Source organism: Micromonospora polyrhachis (assembly GCF_014203835.1).
In the GTDB taxonomy this organism is placed as follows: domain Bacteria; phylum Actinomycetota; class Actinomycetes; order Mycobacteriales; family Micromonosporaceae; genus Micromonospora_H; species Micromonospora_H polyrhachis.
Map to the genome: position 1 here is coordinate 983,622 of NZ_JACHJW010000001.1, position 16,816 is coordinate 1,000,437.

Consider the following 16,816-nt stretch of genomic DNA (forward strand, 5'->3'; position numbering starts at 1 on the left):
TCACCGGGGGCGTCCACCCCGGCGTGGATGCCCCCCGCCAGCCGTCGGAAACTCGGCGGCACTGGCCGGCGGCACGGGGACACAGCCACGGCCGCAACCAGCCTCGTCGGCACCGAGTGAACGCCCGCATCGGCCACAGCCCGGACATACGAAGATCCGCCGATCGATCGGCAGCCAGCAGGGAACGCTGAGCATGTCGTTGCCGTGTGAAAGGTCAAGCGCGTCACCGTCCCCGCCGACCGCCTGCGTCGAGCCGTACCACAGCACCGGGTAGCGGCCGTGGCAGGCACCGCACGCGTTGACCCCCCACTCGGTGCTGCATCCAGCGCAGACGGCATGGAAGGTGTCACCCGCCCATGCCTCGAACTGACGGCCGTCAGCGACGACACCACAGGTGGGACAGGTGGCGAGCCACCCGAGCGCGGCACGGGCCGCCTCCAACGCGCTTCCGGTGTCCGCTCCCACCGCACTCCGGTTGTCCCGGTAGTCCCTCGTGTTGGTCCACTGGGCCAGGGCGGCCCGCACGCTGTCGAACTCGGCCGGGCGGGGCGGCCGGACCGCGACGAGTCCGCCGGTCGTCCGGCGTAGCCAGGCGGGTGCCATGTCCAGTGCCGCGGCCAGGCCAGCGGGGGCCGGAACGACCGGCGGGTAGGCCAGCAGCCGAGGTACGTCCATGGTCCACCGCAGGGCGCGGGCGACCCGTTCCAACGAGTCGGACTCCAACGGACTCACCGGCACGCAGAGTGGACCGTCGGGGGCAGGCGGACTCGCCCCCGACGCGCCCGGGGCCGCCGCCGGGACGGCCCGCTGGAAGCCTGCCCAGAACGCCCGAAGCCGGGTCTCCACCGGCAGTGCCGCCCGTTCCTCCGCCGTACCGGGATACAGCACCACGGTCGGCGGGTCGGTCGGTACGAGGTCGTCGAGCAGGTCGGTGACCGGGGCTCCGGGGCCGGTGATGGTGTGCGGCAGGGCCACGAACCGGACGAGGGGACGGCCCCGCTCCCCCAGCACTAGTACGCCGTCGGCACCCCAGTCCAGTTCGTACGTCGCACCGTCCCGGTGCAGGGGGGTGGGCGGACCCGAGCGGGCCGGACTCGATGCCGCCCCCACACTTATCCTCAGGTATTCACAGGCACGCAGCACGAGCAGTACGCAGTACCGCTCGAATGCGACGGCGAAACGCTGGTGGCGGGACCGGTCCATGGTGCGGGCACGCACCTCCTCCGTCCAGGCCGTCCACAGTCTTCCCACCCGCCGGTACCGGTCGTCATTGGTCATCAGGTTGGTGCGGCGCAACGTGACCGGCAGGTGGGCGTTGCGGTTCACCCCCCGCACCAGCCGGGATCCGCGCAGCGCGTCGACCTGCCCCCGCCAGCCGCGCAGCACCTCCGCGAACGCTCCGGCCTCCGCGACCACCCGTTCGGCGTCGGCGGCCATCTCCTCCAGCAGCAACGCGAACCGGTGTGCGTTGCGCCAGGAGGGCCGCTCCACCTGACGGTGCTCGACCAGCCGCTCCACCAGCCGTACGATGTCCTCCACCTCGCGGATCCGCAGCCTGAGATACCTGGCCAGCTCTTCGACGAGCCGCCCGGCGAGCCGGTTCTCGTACAGGTCGAGGTCGTCGTCGAAGCGCAGCGCCAGAATGTGCGACGGGCGCACCCCACGCACCGTCCGGACCTGCCAGTACTGGCTGTGTCGGGACAGGTGCGCGGCGGCGCTGGGGGCGATACGGCGGGCCTGGTCGACCCGGGCGACCTCCTGTACCACCCGGAGCCGGTCGACCGGCCGGCGGCCGACCGCGACCAGCGCGCCGACACCGGCATGGATCTCCTGGTCGAGCCGGGTGGGAGTCAACCGCTGGCGCGGCTCCGCGATCAGCGGGGACTGCTCTGCCCACTCCCTGGCACCGCTGTCGCCGGCAACCGGGGTCGCCAGGCGTGCGGAGATGGACAGAACGGTATCCACCACCACCGGATCGGGCAGACCGTCAGCCCACAACTGTCCGCCGACAGTCGCGGGCGACGACCCGGGCACCGCCGACGCCGTACCTACGGCGGTGGTCCGGGCGGGGCTGACCAGCTCCAGCGACCAGCGTTCGCCAGTGACCGGCACGAGGTAGTCGCCGGCTCCGACCGGGAGTCCGTCCAGCGTCGTCCCGGGTGGCGCGCTCCACAACAGGTACCGGCCCGCGATCGCGCGACCGTTGGGAAGTGCGGACAGCAGTTGCCCGGTGAGCCGGTCGGCCCACTCGACCCCGCCCACCTAACCACGGCTCCGGCGGCGGATCGCCCGGTCCAACACCGCCACGGTCTGGACCGGCTCCCCGTCCAGTCCCTGACCTTTCCAACTGGTGGCGACCTCGTCGCGTACCCGGCCAAGCGCCTCGCCAGTGATTTCGTAGTGGTGCTCGATCTTGTGGATGACCTTGGTGGCGAGCAACCCGTCGGCCGCTTCGCCGACGGTGCCGCCGGCAGCACAGACCACCGGCACGTACGCGTCGATCTGCCGCTTCAGCCGGGATCCCCAGCCGAGTTGACACTCCTCGGCGAGCAGTTCCTTGAGATCACCCTCGATGAACCGCCACACCCGGCCCGCCTCGCCACGCAACGACCGTCGGGCTGCGGTGAACGCCTTCTGCAGCCCGACGAGGGTGACGACTGGCTGGCTCCGCAGTGCCGGTTCGTCGATCCGAGGACGCTGGGTCGGCAGCTCCAGCACGAACGCCCGGTCGTAGGTCTTGTCGGCGAACCGGACGGTGGTCTCGTCGTTGTTGGCGGTACCGATGAACCAGACGTTCTCCGGCAGGGCGATGCGCCACTCCCCGTCCGGCTCGTCGGTCAGCAGCCGCGCCGGTGGTCGGCCGGTGCCGCTGGGCAGGAGGTCGAACGCCGCGCCACGTGGGTTCTCCAACTTCGACAGCGCGTCGGCGAAGTACTGCTCGGGGTGCGACAGGTTCATCTCGTCGAGCACGATGAAGTACGGGACCTCGGCATAGTACGGGCACTGCGCCTCGTACAACGCCTTCAGAAAGGCCGACTCGTGGAACCGCCGCTCGAAGGTGTTGTAGTGCCCGAGCAGGTCCTGTCGGTCCCGCCAGCCTGCCTGGACCTCGACCACGCGGTGACCAGCCCCGATCGCCCGGGCGAAGGCCCGGGGCAGGCTGGTCTTGCCGATCCCACTGAGTCCTTCGAGCAGGTGCAGCCGGCTCATCGCCAACCCGCCGAGGAACGATCGGACGTCCCGCTCCGAGTAGGCCAACCGGTCCTTCGGGTCCTGGTGCCACATCGCCCGGCGTACCTCGTCAGCCAGGACGGCCAGGTCCGGATCGGGTACCTCCGTCAGGTCACGCGGGGTGCCCACCCGCTGGTCGCGGTCCATCTCGTCGCAGCCCCGGAACGCGGTCTCCCGCTCGGCCTGCTTACTCAACAAGTCGTACCGCTGATGAAGTTCGTCGATGGTGGCCCGATATCCGTTGACCACCCCCTGGTACGCCAACTGGGTGTCCCGCAACAGTCTGATCTCGTCGACCGCGACCCGCGACGACTGCACCTCGTTGAGCAACCGTTGCTGCTCCAGCCGCAGCTCGGCCACCCGCTGCGCGCAGCGGCGATGTTCCTCGGCGGTACGACGCAGGTAGGCGACGTCCTCCTCGTCGGGTCGCCGGGCCAGCTCGTCGCGCAGCCGCTGGTTGGTGCTCTCCAGGTCCTGCACCCGCTGGGCGTGCGCCTCCGGGCTGTGTTGGCCCAACAGGTCCAAGTCACGCCGCTGCTGTTGGACCAGCCCACGTTGGTGGTCGAGTTCCGCCACGGCGGCGGCCAGCCGCTCGTCGCTGGTCCGCAACCGGAACTCCAGTTCCTTGATCCGACGGGCCGTCCTGGCGTCCGCGGCCAGCCGGGCGGCCTCGATCCGTTCCTCCAGCTCACTGTGCAGAAGGTCGACCGAACGGCGATCGGCACGTAACAACGCCCACTGCTGCTCCAACTCGGAACTCTCGGCCTCGACCCGCTTGCGCCGATCGGCCAGTTCCTGTTCGACCGCCACCCGATCGGCCGCCAGCACCTCCCGGTGCCGGCGGCGCTCGGCCCCCTGACGGTCGCGGTGCTCCCGCTCCTCGCTCTCCAACCGGGCCGTCAGCTCGGCCAGCTCGGCGTCCAGTCTGCGCCGTGCCTGTGCGCCGTACTCGCGGAACCCCGCCTCGGCGTCCAGCTCACGGGCGCGGATCGCCAGCTCGCGATCGCCGAGCGCCTGCTCCCGCTCGGTCAGGACAGTCCACCGCTGCCGCAGCTCGGCCGCCTCCTCGGCCAGGGTGGTCCGGGTCCGTTCCGCGTCGGCGAACCGGTCGTCTGCGGCCTTGGCCCGCGCCTCGGCGGCGCGCGCCGCCCGGTCGTACAGTTCCTGTGCCCGGCGGGCCTCGACGAGCGCCGCCGCGAGCCGGCCCACGTCCACCTCGGCGACGTCCAGCGGGGTGCCGGCGTCATCCGGCCGCTCACCGGTCGGGTCCAGTTCCTCGGCGGCTGCGGCGGTCCCGGCCACCGCAGCCAGTTCCGAAGCCTGCGACAGCAGCCGGTCGGGTTGGGCATCGGTCCGGGGCGCGGCGCTCGTCGCCGGACGGCCGGCGGTGGGCTTGCGGGGAGTGTTCCGGGACGACTTGCGTTTCGACATCAGCCTGCGGTTTCCCTTGCTGGATCGGACACGGATCGGAGGTAGGCCCGGACCATCTCGTGGGCGAGGTCGCGGCTCCATTCGACCTCGTCGGCGCTCGGGTTCGAGATGGCGGCGTGGGAGCCGTCGTTGCGGAGATCCCCGAGTCGGTCCCAGTCGTCGGCGAAGCCCGGCCGTCGCGGGCCAAAACTGGTCAGCGGGTGGTCCACATCGATTCTGAGGACGCCCAGGACCGCGGCGGCCAGCAGGACGTTGCGGTTGACATGGTCGCCGGCGAAGGCCCTGCTGATCTGGTGCCACGGGAGGGCCCGGAGCCGGCCTGGCGACCCCAGGCTGAGGTCGTGACAGATGTCCACCACCACCTGCTGCCGCAGGGAGTTGTTGACGCCCAGTTCCGCCAGGACCGGGCCGGCCGGCTGGTACGTCGCCACCATGCGACGCAGGAGCAGCTCGATGGTGCGGGCAGCGTAGGTGACGGTGTGTTCGTTGGCCGCCCGGCCGTGTCCACCGCCACTGCGCAGGTACGCCGTCTCCACCGCCACCAGCAGTCCGCACAGTTCCGGATCGTCGGTGGCCCGCAGACCGAACTCCAGTTCGAGACGGGCCGCCACATCACGGCGGACGAGAAGATCCGACTGGTAGAGGTTCACCGCCCGCTTCTCGGCTGGGCCTCCGGTCAGTTCCCCGAGCACCTGTCTGATCCCATCGTCGTGGTCGACTCGGGCGAGCACGAAGCCTCGCAGCATCGGACTCGGCCGGCCGGCGAACGGGTCGCGGGCCTGCCAGGTCTCCTCCTCACCGTGGCTGCCGACGTACAGGCAGGTCGAGAGCCACACCAGGGTCGGTTCGGCGTCAACTATCGACACTCGCCGGATCGCCCTCGGTGGTCGCCCACCGCCGGCTCGGCGCGGCTTGCGGCGTCGTACCGCCTCCAGGATCGCCAGCGCATCCGGTGGTTGCGGCACCGGCCGCGCCGGCAGCGCGACAGCGGTCAACCGGCGGGGCGGGCCCGGACGCCCCTTACTACCACTGTGTAGGAACGGCCCTCCCTGGTCCCAGGCGACGTCCGCATACCGTGGGTTGACTTCCGCCCCCGGCCAGAGCGTCTGGGTGAAGACGTCCTGGAAGACGTACGCGACCTGGGTGTCCTGCGGATCCACCTCGCCGGTGACGAGGGCCTCCTGCCCTGCCGTGGTAGGCCGGCGGATGCCGTCCAGGTAGTCGAAGCGGGTCAGCTCGCCCACCACGACGTCCACCAGGGCCGGGTGCAGGCGCAACGCGGCGGCGATCCGGTCGCTCTGCCGCACCCCGATCTGGCACAGCTGTAGCACCGCGTGCTGGAACAGGTTCAGTTCCTCCTGCTCGACGACGGGCGCACAGACCCGGTACTGCCAGGCCGGCCAGACGATCCACCGGTGCGGCGTGTCCGGCACGCTGCGCACCATGTCGACCATCGGCAGGTCAGACCGGAAGGTGACGACCGAACTGCCCATGACACAACTCCCGGAAGGCGACCAGTCCCTCAACCTGTTCCGGGGCCTCGCCCCGGACGAACATGTCACTGTCCCCGACCGCGATCAGCAGCCGCCGCTGGCGACTGAGTGCGACGCAGAGACGGTTCACCAGCATCAGGTGGCCGTACTTACGCCAGCGTTGCCGGGCAGCGTCCGCGACGTCGTTGCTCCTCGTCGTGGAGAGCAGAACGACATCAAACTCCTTTCCCTGGAACGCGTCGACCGTGCCGACCCGCAACCGCTCCTCACCGTCGGCGGTGGACTCCATCTCCGGAATCGGGCGGAATCCGTCGCCGTCACGCAACGCCAGGCCTGCCTGGACCAGTTGCGCCCAGACCAGGTCCACCTGCGGGCGGTAGAAGGCGATGATCCCGAAGGTCAGGTCCGGATCCTGCGCGGCGAGCCGACGTAGCTCGGCCACGACCGCCTCCGCCTCGACCGGCCGCTGCCAGGAACTACGTTTCCGTTCCTCGGCGCCCGCCGCCAGGGGTAGGTGTCGCCATACACCGACCAGCCCCTGGTACGGCCGCAGCGGATGACTCAGTTCGGCGGCCGTCCGTCCGGAGCGGATGTTCTCCGGCCCGCCGTAGAACACCGTACTGACCAGGCGGCCGAGTTCGGGGTGCATCCGGTACTGCGTGTCCAGCCGGATCGTGCGGTCGCCCCGACCCTCCTGGAGCTGGAAGAGCCGCTCGAACAGACTCTGGGTCAGGTCCGTCTCCAATCGGGCGTCCTCTGGCGCGTTCCGCCGCAGCGCGTCGAGCAGTTGCCGTTCGACGGTGTGCGGTAGCTGCGCCTGGTCACCGACCAGGACGATCCGTTTCCGGGCGCAGGCCATCGGAATCATCAGGTCCAGCGGATTGGCCCGGGCGGCCTCGTCGATGATGACGGTGTCGAACGAGAGCTTCCCCTCGGCGGCCAGCTCGCGCATCTGCGCCGAATCCACCTGCTGGCAGGTCGCGGCGAGGACCGGGGCGTAGGAGTGCACCGCCTGATAGACCCGCTCGGGGTCGTATTCGAACACGTCCACGTAGTCGGCCAGGATCGCGTCCGGGCCGTCGCGCGCGTCGCGCAGGCACCCTTCCACCTCGGCGGCGAGGGCGAGCAGCGCGTCCCGGACCGCCGGGTTCAGTCCGGGCGCGGCGATGGGACCACCCATTCCGGCCAGGAGCTCCAGCAGTCGGTGTCGCAGTGCGCGCAGATCCGGGAGGAAGTCCGGGGTGCTCGCTCCGGTCCAGCCGGCCCCGCGTTCCAGCAGCTCGGCCTCGGCCGGCTCCAGCAGTTCGACGTCGACGAGCCGGTCGCGCATCCGCCGACATCCGGCCGGGCCATCGTCGGCGAAGCTGGTGGGCGTGCAGCGCAGACCGCGGACCAGCCGGCGCAGCGGGCCCATCTGGTGCGGGTCGACCCGGGACGTGTCCAGAGCCAACTCCAGCTCGTCACGGACCGTGGCGACGCGATTGCGCACCTCCGGGCTGACCTCCCACCCCACCAGTTCCTCCACCTGCCGGAGCAGGCCAACGGTCCCCTCGGCCGACGGTGGTGACACCAGGTACGACGAGATCATTGTCTGGACCGTGACCAACTGCCGCCGTCGGGCGCTGGCTGGGCGGCCGGCAAGGTCCTCGTGCAGCTGACCGAGGACCTGCCTACGCCAGCGTTCCGTGGTCCGGACCGTGCCCCGCCTGCGCGCGTCGACCTTGACACCGGGTAGGCCGTACACGGTGGTCTTGGCCAGGACGTGCTCCAGCGCGTCGTGCTGGTACGTGGTGAGCAGGGTGTTGCGTCCCACCGTGCACACCAACTCGTCCACCTCCGCCAACCGCTGCTGGAGTGCGGTGATCACCTGGGTCTTCCCGGTCCCAGGCGGGCCCTGGATCAGCACGATGCCGGTTGTGTTCAGCGCCATCTGGATCGCCTCGCGCTGCCGCTGGGTGGGTCGACCGCCCCGAAACACCGCTCGGGTCGCAGCCGACATGGCCTCGAAACCGAGCGGGCGGGTGTCCGGCGGGACCACGCCGTTGAGTAGGAGGCCCAGGCCCTTCATCTCGGCCCGGCCCCGCGCGATCCGGTCCCGGGCCTGCTCCCGCCGCTGCTTGCTCACCTCGCTACCTCGGTAGGCGTAGTGCAGATACCCCGTGGCCGGTGGTGCCGTCTCGTCCCGATGACCGGTTCTCGCCACGAGCACCAGTTGCAGGTGGTCGAGGTCGATCCGCCCGACCGGTCCGCTGAACGCGGGACCACTGCGCGTCGTGGCACCGGGTTCATCGGCACCGAGCAGCAACGACGGCACCTGGTTCGCCGCCTGTAGTTCGAGGCCAGGCTCATCGGCACGGGCCTCCTGGATCTGCTCCAGAAAACGCCGCGTCTTCGGATCGGGGGCAAGCCGGAACCGCCATGCGCCGTCCTCGATCGCCTCACAGGACGTGTAGTGACCGGTGCCCAGGTCGGTCGCGAACCGTACCGCGTGCGCCCACTCCTGCTCGTTGTACCGCTGCCACAGCTCCAGGTACGACCGTTCCCCGGCCACCGCCGTACCGAGTTGGCCGAGCAGGTGCGCCTCGAGCCTCGCCCCGGTCGTGTCGTCGGTGAAGGTCAGGCTGGTACGCAGCAGGGCCGGCTGGCGACCGTCCGGGGGGCGCCGGGCGATGAGTAGCCTGGTCAGGATCAGACGCCCGTCATGCTCGCGGAGGTCGGCGTCGACGTCGAGGCCGTGCAACCGGAACCCGGTGTCCCGGTATCCGCCGTCGGCGTGCCCGGACAGCATGGCGCGGGCGTACGTCTCCCCGGCCAGCGGTCCCAGCATCAGCTGCCGGTGTAGCCAGACACACACCTCCTCGACGGAGCCGAGCGAGCGGTTCCGTCGCCGCGCGTCCATGATCGCCCGCTCGTCGACTCCGACCCGTAGCTCGTCACCCCACAACAGCTCACGGTCGAACAGGTGGACGCGGACCGCCGCGCCCCGACGGTCCCGATCAACGCGGGCCAACCAGGCCACCGACCGACGGCGAGCCTGGAGAACCAGTCGTAGGGCGTCCTCGTCCCGTACGCCTCGGCCGCGAACTGCCGTGTCCCCACCACGAGAGCCCGGACCAGCCGGGCCGAGCAGGATCTCCCCCTGCCCACCGTGTAGCACGACCTCGTCGGTGGACCGGAACCGATCGGGTATCCGTTCCGCTCCGACCGTCCGTAGCTCCAGGTCGAGCACCTGGCCGTGCCAGGGCTTCAGACCGCTGGCGGAGAGTCCGGAGCGGGTCGACCCGCCGGGCGTCACCGCACCGTTCCCGTCGACTCGATGAGGTCGAACGTCACCTGCCGGTGTGGACTCAGTGGATCGCTGGTGAAGCACAACCGCCACGGCGGCACCTCCGGACGTAGCTCCACCTCCGCGTCCTGTTCCGGCCACAGCCGCCGCTGCACGTTCCGGTCGCCGGAGACGAGCAGGACCGGCCGGGCGCCCACGTTGCGCACCTGGATGCGGTTGTCGCCATCCCAGCTCACGGTGGACAGTGGTCGGTCCGGGGCGGCGGGACGAATCTCGCCGTGCCGACCGGTCAGTACGAATGGTCGGCCCCGGTCGATTGCCACCAACTCACCGGCGGGTATGTCCCAGCCCCGCACTCCCACCACTCGATCCGGGTCACCGGAGCGCTCGGCCCGGTCGAGGCTGAAGACGTCCGGGCCGGCGTGCAACCAGATCCGGCAGACGAGGTCGCTACCCGACGACGCGCCGCACCAGGGACAGGCCCGGGTCGCGAACCGCTGCCCGGGACACGACCCGCACGCGATCATGGCATCGCCGGCCTGCCACAGCGCCATCGCCCAGTCGGCGCAGGAGGGGCGGCGGCGCGGCTCCAGGAGCCCCTCCTCGAAGGTGCTCCGGAAGTACCGCGTGACCGTCCGCGTCACCAGCCGGTTCCGACCGGGCAGGCCCCCGGTCGAGACGTTGCTATGGTCCTCCGCGTGGTCGATCCACGGCACTCGGTACGCATGTGCCGCCTCCTCCCACTCGACTGGCCCCTCCTCGATCTCGTCACCGATGAACGGGTGTACCGCGAACAGGGTGTGATGTGCCATGACGGCGAACGCGAACGCATCCGAGAGAGTGCTGATCCGGCCACCCCGATTGACCAGCTCAGGGGCACCGTAGCCCGGGGTGTAGACCGCAGGTCGCGATCCGTCGGACTCCACCGCGAGGTTGTCTGGGTCCACCAACCAGATCTGGTCCTGGTCCGTCGGCTCGGAGACCAGGACATTACCGGGAGATGGATCGCCGTAGGCCATTCCCCGGGTGTGCAGGGTCGCGAGCGTGGTCGCGATCCGGGCGAGTATCCGCAGGCGGCGACGCAGTCCGCCGGTCGCCAGATACCACGGGACCAGTTCCACCTCGTACGGTGCCAGCATCTGCCGTTCCAGCGGCACCATGTCGTCGACCAGTTCCATGACGAAACCAAGGTCCGGCTCCGCGAGCATCACCATTGGTCGGGCTATCGGAAGGTCCTCGATCGGCATCCGAGCAACCGCCCGTAGCCGACTCTCCAACGCGGTGGCCTGGCCCGGATCCGCGTCCCGGCGAAACAGCCGTTTCACCGCCAGCCGGCTGTCCTTGACCCGATTGACGACCCCCTCGGCACCGTGGCCGAGCCGCTCGGCCAATGGAAGTGACCGACCCCGCGCGTCCCGCACGGTCTGCTCCATCGCTCTCCCTCTGGCTCCTGGCAGTTCAGGTGGCTGTCCAGATCGACGTGGTCTCCGGTCAGATCAGGTCCTGCAACTCGCGAAGATCGATCGGCGGAATGGTATCGGGCTTGACACTATGGACCCGTTCGGTGACGCGCAGCGTCACCCACCGGAAGAACTGTGCGACCCGGTGGACGTCCTCGGCCCGAAAGACGGGTATCGCCGGGTTGGCAACGAAACTCTCCAACACCCGCTGGGCCTCGTCGTCGATGTCCTGACCGATTCCGACCGCTATCCGCAACGCTGCGGCTCCCCGAACGGACACGAGAAATCGCTCCATTCCGGACTGCCAGTCGTCGGTAGGTTTTCCGTCGGACACCAGGATCACCGTGGGGCTGTACGCCCGGCGGGGCACAATCTCCTCGTTCCTGAGCAGGTCGGCGGCCAACGAGAGCGCACCGCCGATCGGGGTACGTCCAGAGGGTTGCAACTCGGGCCAGACCGCCGATGGCGAGGGTGTCATCGGCAGGTGTAGTCGGGCTTCCTCGCCACCGAACTCGATCGCCGCCACGTGGATCAGACCACGTGGCGAGTCCTGGGCAGCGAAGTCCCGGAACATGCCGGCGATGCTGGCGTTCAGTGTATCGATCTTGTTGTCATCGGCCATGCTGCCGCTTGAGTCGGCGAGGATCAGCACGGGAAGCGGACGCGGAGCAGCCGATCTCGGTCGCACATTCATGATCGGTTCGACGACTTCCGGTTCGGCCCGCCCGGTCGATTCCACGCCTGCCATGGCTACTTCCTTCCATTGACTGTGCCCGTCCGCAAAGCAACAGGTCAGAATGGTCGGAACAAATACATCTGTCAACCCCTCGATTTCGGCGACGACGAGCCAACCACCGGGCTTCGGCCACTCCGGACCGAGGGCCTGTGCACGCCGTGCCCGCACCCTTCGCGCCGCTCCGACCGTCCTGGTGTTGACCTTGTACCGTTACGGTTTCCCGACAGTGGTCACGGGACGGCCCATCGACGCGCGTCCCGGCAGGAGCACCATCCGGATAGGAGACCGAAGAACGTGAGCCCGACCTCACGCCGACCGTCCATCCTGTGGAGGGGGCTCCGGACCCGAGGGCCGATGCTCGCCCTGATCGTGGTGGTGCTCCTGTCGGCAACGGTCATCGCCGTCGGCCTACGCGCCTCTCCCACGGCCCCGTCCCGACCGATGCTGGTCTCCAGTGGATCGTGGGCACCGTTCGTCGGCCCCGAACTGCCCGACGGGGGCCCGGTCGCCAAACTGGTCGTCGAGATCCTCAACCGGTCCGGCTACTCGCCCGAGATCCGGCACACCTCGTGGTCACTGGCCGAGAAGCAGGTCACCTCCGGCGCGTCCCACGCGGTGTTTCCGCTGGTGGGCAGCGAGTCACGGCGGGCCGGCTTCCTGCTCTCCGATTCGCTCCTCGACATCGAGTACGTGTTGTTCTACGACCGCCGTCGGGGTGAGCCGAAGATCTCCGCACCGGCCGACCTGGCCGGCCTGCGGGTGGGCGGCATCGCCGGATACGACTACTGGAAGGAACTGGAGTCCGCGGTCAGCACCTTCGTGACCTTCGACTCGCCGCTGGAGGGCTTCCAGGCGCTGGCCGACGGGCGCGTCGACGTACTCGCCGAAGGGCTGCTCCCCGGTCAGGCGGTGCTGACCGGTACGTCGTTCGCCGGAGACGCCAGCAACTTCGGCTACCTCCAGAACGACAGTCCGCTGGTCCATTCGGTGGAGGGCCTGTACTTCATGATGGCCGACACTCCCGAGGCCGCCATCGTGATGAAACGGTTCAACGAGGTGCTGGCGAAGTTGCGCAGCAGTGGCGAGTATAAGGAGATCGTTCCCGGGTTCGAGCCAGCCGAGGGCCGGCAGGTCACCCTGATCCCGGTGGGCGATACCGGCCTGGTGGAACTCCTGGACGACAACGGAAGGCTGGCCCTGTTGGCCCCCCAGGGCACTCGCGCGCAGGTGCTCGTCTGGCCCCGGGAGTTCGTGGCATCGCCCGGCGCATCCCGCGCACCGATCCTGGTCAAGGTGAAGGTCGTCAACGGGCCGGCACAGGGCCGGGTGCTCCACGTCGACGCACGCGCCCTCCTGATCGATGCGGAGGGGAAATGACCGAGCTGCGAATCCTCGCCCCGGTGGTGGTGGACTACTACGCCGTACCCGGCGCGTCGCTGCGCGACCCCATGGCGTACGCCGGTTTCTGGGCGGAGCAGCAGTCGGCCCTGGACGAGCTGCTGGTGGAGCTGGCGCCGGAGGCCCCGACGGAGGGAACCGCTGGACGCCCGATCGTCGTACTGGAACACACCCGGCCGGCGAACTCGCTCAACCTCTACCGCACCATCAGCGACTACGGCGCGGAACGGACGCCGCACGTGCTCACCGGAACGCTGCGTCCGGCACACCTGCCGGGCGAGTTCGCCGGTGTGACCGACGTCCTGCACACCGGGGTCAGCGAGATCAGCTTCCGCCTCTACGACCACGGCCTGATGCTGGTGGAGTTGCTGGCCGACGTCGAACCCGCGCTGGCCACCCCGGCCGACGAACTGCCCGCGCGGCTCGACGAACTACAGGATCAGGCGGTGGCGATGGGCGAGCGGGTAGCCCGGGAGGTCGTCAGTCGTTACCTGGATCCGATGCTGGCCCTGTTCCGCCGGGCCGACCGGGAGGATCAGATCCTCGCCGCCGCCACCGGGCAGGACGACCCGGTGACGGCGGAGTTCGGCGAGGCGTTGTGGGTGACCCGGAGTCTCATCCTCGACCCGGCATGCCCGAACGCCGAGACGATGGTGCGGCACTGGGTCAAGGACGTGGTGTCCGCCGCGGACGACCGACTGCCGGCCGACCGGCTGCTGGACGGTGAGATCCACCATCTCGTCCGCTGGCTGAACTACCTCTTCCTGGACCGGCATGGCGCCGGCGGCCGAATGCTGCCCGGCGATCCCTTCCAGGACCAGTGGGACGCGCTGCGCCACGCCCAGGTGTTCTACGGCATGTTGGACCGGATCGACACCCGACTGTCGAAGATCCTCGCCGATTCGGCGGCGGCCACCTCCCGGTGGGAGCTGGACCAGCTCAAGGACAAGCTGATCGGGTTGAGCCAGCGAGCCGAGCTGATCATCATGGAACGCCAGGACCTGTCGAAGTACCTCAAGCGTTCCGTCCGGGTGGAGATGGACGCCATCCTCGACTTCTGGGACTACGAGACGCTCCTGGAACAACCCGTACGCTTCAAGATCGAAACCTGCGACCGGCGACTCGCCGAGCTGGCCGCACGACGTACCGCCCGATCGGCGATGTTCACCGATCTCATTCTGCTGGGCATCGCCATGACGTCGATCCTCGGTACGGCGTTGGCGGTCACCGACTTCGGCCGGTCGATCGCCAGTGACCCGGACATGGCCGTCTACGACCTCGGCCGATCCTCGGCCGTGGAATGGTTCGCCTCCCAATCCGCCGACACCATCCTCATCGCCTCCGGCATGCTCTCGATCCTGCTGGTCATCGTCTACCTCTTCTTCCGTCGCGACAGCCGTTCCTGAGGAGAGCTGCCGTTCATGAGAACCGCCCTCCGCAGCCGGTCGATACGGATCTTCGCGACCACCCAGTTCCTGCTGGAGGTGCAGTTCTGGTTTCCGGTCTGGCTGATCTACCTGCTGGACCTGGGCTTCCCGCTGGCCACGGCGATGCTCGCCGACGCGGTGTTCCGGATCGTCTCGGTGGTCTGTGAGTTTCCGGTGGGGGTGATCGCGGACCGGGTCGGCCGCCGCCGCGCCTATCTGACCCTGGCCGGCCTGTCGGTACTGACGTTCGCCCTGATCGCACAGATCCAGTCCAGCCCGCTGCTCTTCGCGACCTGGGTGCTGTGGGGGGTGCTCTGGGCGCTCACCTCCGGCGCGGCCAGCGCCTATCTCTACGAACTGTGTGCCCAGGACGAACTCCCGATCAATCCCGCTCGGGCCTTCGGGCTGGTACGCGCGGTCGGTCACGGGTCCGTACTGGTCTCGCTCCTGGCCGCCGGCTACCTGTACGAGGCGGATCCCCGGCTGCCGTTCGCCGTCACCTCCGCCCTGGCGGCGGTGGCGTTCCTGCTGGCCCTCCGGCTACCGGAGATCCGGGGATCGCGGGTCGCCACCTCGCTCTCCGCAGCGCTGGCCGACATCCGCCGGGCACTCACCCTGGCCCAGGTACGCCAGGCCGTCCTGCTGGGCATCCTGCTGCTGCTGTTCGGCTGGAGTGCGCGCATCCTGTTCCAGCCGCTGGCCCTGGAGCTGGGGCTCTCCGCCCGGGTCACCGGCTGGATGTACGCGGCGTTCGCCGCCGCCTCGGTGCTGGGCGGGTTGGCGGCCGGGCACCTGGCCGTAACCCGGCGACGGACGGCACTGGCGGCAGCGTTCCTGCTCGTCCTGGTCGCCCTGGCCGCCACCAGTCAGGTGGTGTCGCTCGGCCCGTTCGTCTTCCTACCGGTGATGGGCTTCGGGTACACGCTGGGCATGACGGTGCTGGACGTCTTCACCAACGAGGCCGCCCCGCCGGCGGTCCGCGCCGCGATCTTCGGGGTGGTCACCTGCACCGCCGGCATCGGCATCGCCGTGGGCCGCCCCCTGCTCGGAATACTGGCCGACGACCATTCGGTCCCGTACGCCGCCGGACTGTGGACTGTCGTCGGCGTACCGCTGGTGGGGTTGGCCCTGCTGGTGATCCGGCGAGTCCAGCCCGGCTGGATGCGCCACGGGTCGGCCGGACCGCCGGTCCGTGAGCGACAGTCCTCGACAGCGGAGTGACCGGCTACGGCAGCCGGGGATAGAGCATCGTCGCGACGTCCAGGGCACGGTCGCCAGGTGTGCCGTCGCCCTGCGCCGTCCACACCTCGGAGAGCACTGCGGTGACGAATCCCCAGGCGACGACGCGGTCGACCGGGATCCCGAAGCCGTCGGCGAGCTGTTCGATCCGTGCCGGTACGAGGGCGAGAAGGTCGTCCTCGCGCCGCCACGGGTCAGGGTTGTAGAGCACGGCACCGCACTCGTACCCCGGGTCGCCCACCACCCCGTGCGGGTCGATGGCGAGCCAGGGTTCACGCTCGGCCCGCAGCACGTTGTCATGGTGCAGGTCGCCGTGCAGCACGAACCGGTCCGCCGCGCTCGCGCACAGTTCGTCGAAGAGCGTGCCCGCGCACTCGACGAGGTGACGGGGCAGCGGGTCGTCACCGGGAAATCGCCGCAGGTGCGCCCGGAACGACTCGCTCTCCTCGCGGACGTCCGGCAGGGTGCACCCGGGCGGCGGCGTCCGGTGGAGCCGTCGCCCCACCGCTATGATCGCGGCCGTCGCCTCGGTGTCGTCGCGCGGTACCAACGCCGCCGCCGGGGTGCCGGGGTCGGCGCGCTCCAGCAGCAGCGCACCCCGCTTCGGGTCCTCGGCGAGCAGCCGCACCGCGCCCTGTCCGTCGTACGCCCGGAGCGCCTGCGCTTCGAGTTCCAGGTGCCCGGCCGGTACACCGAGCTTCAGTACGGCGTCCGTACCGTCGGCGCGGGTGACCGAGGTGACCCAGTGGTAGCTGAGCAGGTAGGGCGTGCCGACGGTGAGCTGCCAGTCGCGGGCGACCTCGTCGAGCAGTGCGGGCAACGCCTCCAGCCACCGGGTGCCGTCGTCACCCCAGTTCTCGACGACGTTTCGGGTCAGGACGGACGGAATCGTGATCGACACTGGACAAGCGTCACACAGCCGTTAACAGCACCGCCGTGGGGGCATCGAACGCGGCCCAGGTCGGTGGTTCGGTCTCAAGAATGACGGTCCCGGTCGCGATGCCGGCGGGGTGGCTGGCCGGCACCCGGGGGCGTGTGCGAACGTCACCGGCACCAGACAAACGCCGGACGGCATGGCGTACGGATCGCCCGGCACGCACGCTGGTCACAGCGAG

10 protein-coding genes are annotated in these 16,816 nt (G+C 69.7%); 3 read left to right on the forward strand and 7 right to left on the reverse strand.

Translation table 11 applies throughout. The features are described from left to right. The 6 genes from FHR38_RS03870 to FHR38_RS03895 are packed head-to-tail and all read right to left on the reverse strand — an operon-like array spanning position 1 to position 11,649. Positions 1-2,262: a hypothetical protein gene (locus tag FHR38_RS03870; RefSeq protein ID WP_184532822.1), complete on the reverse strand. Its 2,262-nt coding sequence runs from the start codon at positions 2,260-2,262 to the stop codon at positions 1-3. Next, on the reverse strand, positions 2,263-4,662 hold the full coding sequence (locus tag FHR38_RS03875) for a hypothetical protein (RefSeq protein ID WP_184532824.1): 2,400 nt from the start codon (positions 4,660-4,662) through the stop codon (positions 2,263-2,265). Beyond that, positions 4,662-6,155 (reverse strand): hypothetical protein, encoded by a 1,494-nt coding sequence (locus tag FHR38_RS03880; RefSeq protein ID WP_184532826.1) that lies wholly within the window; start codon positions 6,153-6,155, stop codon positions 4,662-4,664. The genes FHR38_RS03875 and FHR38_RS03880 overlap by 1 nt, the downstream gene beginning before the upstream one ends. Then, entirely contained in the window at positions 6,124-9,450 is a 3,327-nt protein-coding gene (locus FHR38_RS33095) for a DEAD/DEAH box helicase (protein ID WP_184532828.1), read from the reverse strand. Before FHR38_RS33095 ends, FHR38_RS03880 begins: the two co-directional genes overlap by 32 nt. Next, positions 9,447-10,874, reverse strand: coding sequence for a protein kinase domain-containing protein (locus FHR38_RS03890; RefSeq protein WP_184532830.1), 1,428 nt, complete (start codon positions 10,872-10,874; stop codon positions 9,447-9,449). Before FHR38_RS03890 ends, FHR38_RS33095 begins: the two co-directional genes overlap by 4 nt. Positions 10,875-10,932: 58 nt before the next feature. Next, positions 10,933-11,649 (reverse strand): vWA domain-containing protein, encoded by a 717-nt coding sequence (locus FHR38_RS03895; RefSeq protein ID WP_184532832.1) that lies wholly within the window; start codon positions 11,647-11,649, stop codon positions 10,933-10,935. A gap of 282 nt (positions 11,650-11,931) precedes the next feature. On the opposite strand from FHR38_RS03895, the gene FHR38_RS03900 reads away from it, so the two are divergent. From FHR38_RS03900 to FHR38_RS03910, 3 genes are read left to right on the forward strand one after another with little or no spacing between them, the layout of a single operon-like run. Continuing rightward, positions 11,932-13,014 carry a substrate-binding periplasmic protein gene (locus FHR38_RS03900; RefSeq protein WP_184532834.1) on the forward strand — a complete coding sequence of 361 codons (1,083 nt, stop codon included), beginning with the start codon at positions 11,932-11,934 and terminating at the stop codon, positions 13,012-13,014. Continuing rightward, positions 13,011-14,441 carry a hypothetical protein gene (locus FHR38_RS03905; protein ID WP_184532836.1) on the forward strand — a complete coding sequence of 477 codons (1,431 nt, stop codon included), beginning with the start codon at positions 13,011-13,013 and terminating at the stop codon, positions 14,439-14,441. The genes FHR38_RS03900 and FHR38_RS03905 overlap by 4 nt, the downstream gene beginning before the upstream one ends. Positions 14,442-14,456: 15 nt before the next feature. Continuing rightward, positions 14,457-15,683 carry an MFS transporter gene (locus FHR38_RS03910; RefSeq protein WP_184532838.1) on the forward strand — a complete coding sequence of 409 codons (1,227 nt, stop codon included), beginning with the start codon at positions 14,457-14,459 and terminating at the stop codon, positions 15,681-15,683. A gap of 4 nt (positions 15,684-15,687) precedes the next feature. On the opposite strand, the gene FHR38_RS03915 is transcribed toward FHR38_RS03910, so the two are convergent. Beyond that, a complete protein-coding gene (locus FHR38_RS03915; RefSeq protein WP_184532841.1) occupies positions 15,688-16,602 on the reverse strand; it encodes an aminoglycoside phosphotransferase family protein in 915 nt (304 codons plus the stop codon). Positions 16,603-16,816: the final 214 nt, after the last annotated feature.

Bases quoted from the DNA above. Each gene is read 5' to 3' on its own strand.
- FHR38_RS03875 (WP_184532824.1), bottom strand. From the start codon at position 4,662: ATGTCGAAACGCAAGTCGTCCCGGAACACTCCCCGCAAGCCCACCGCC.
- FHR38_RS03880 (WP_184532826.1), bottom strand. From the start codon at position 6,155: ATGGGCAGTTCGGTCGTCACCTTCCGGTCTGACCTGCCGATGGTCGAC.
- FHR38_RS03890 (WP_184532830.1), bottom strand. From the start codon at position 10,874: ATGGAGCAGACCGTGCGGGACGCGCGGGGTCGGTCACTTCCATTGGCC.
- FHR38_RS03895 (WP_184532832.1), bottom strand. From the start codon at position 11,649: ATGGCAGGCGTGGAATCGACCGGGCGGGCCGAACCGGAAGTCGTCGAA.
- FHR38_RS03905 (WP_184532836.1), top strand. From the start codon at position 13,011: ATGACCGAGCTGCGAATCCTCGCCCCGGTGGTGGTGGACTACTACGCC.
- FHR38_RS03910 (WP_184532838.1), top strand. From the start codon at position 14,457: ATGAGAACCGCCCTCCGCAGCCGGTCGATACGGATCTTCGCGACCACC.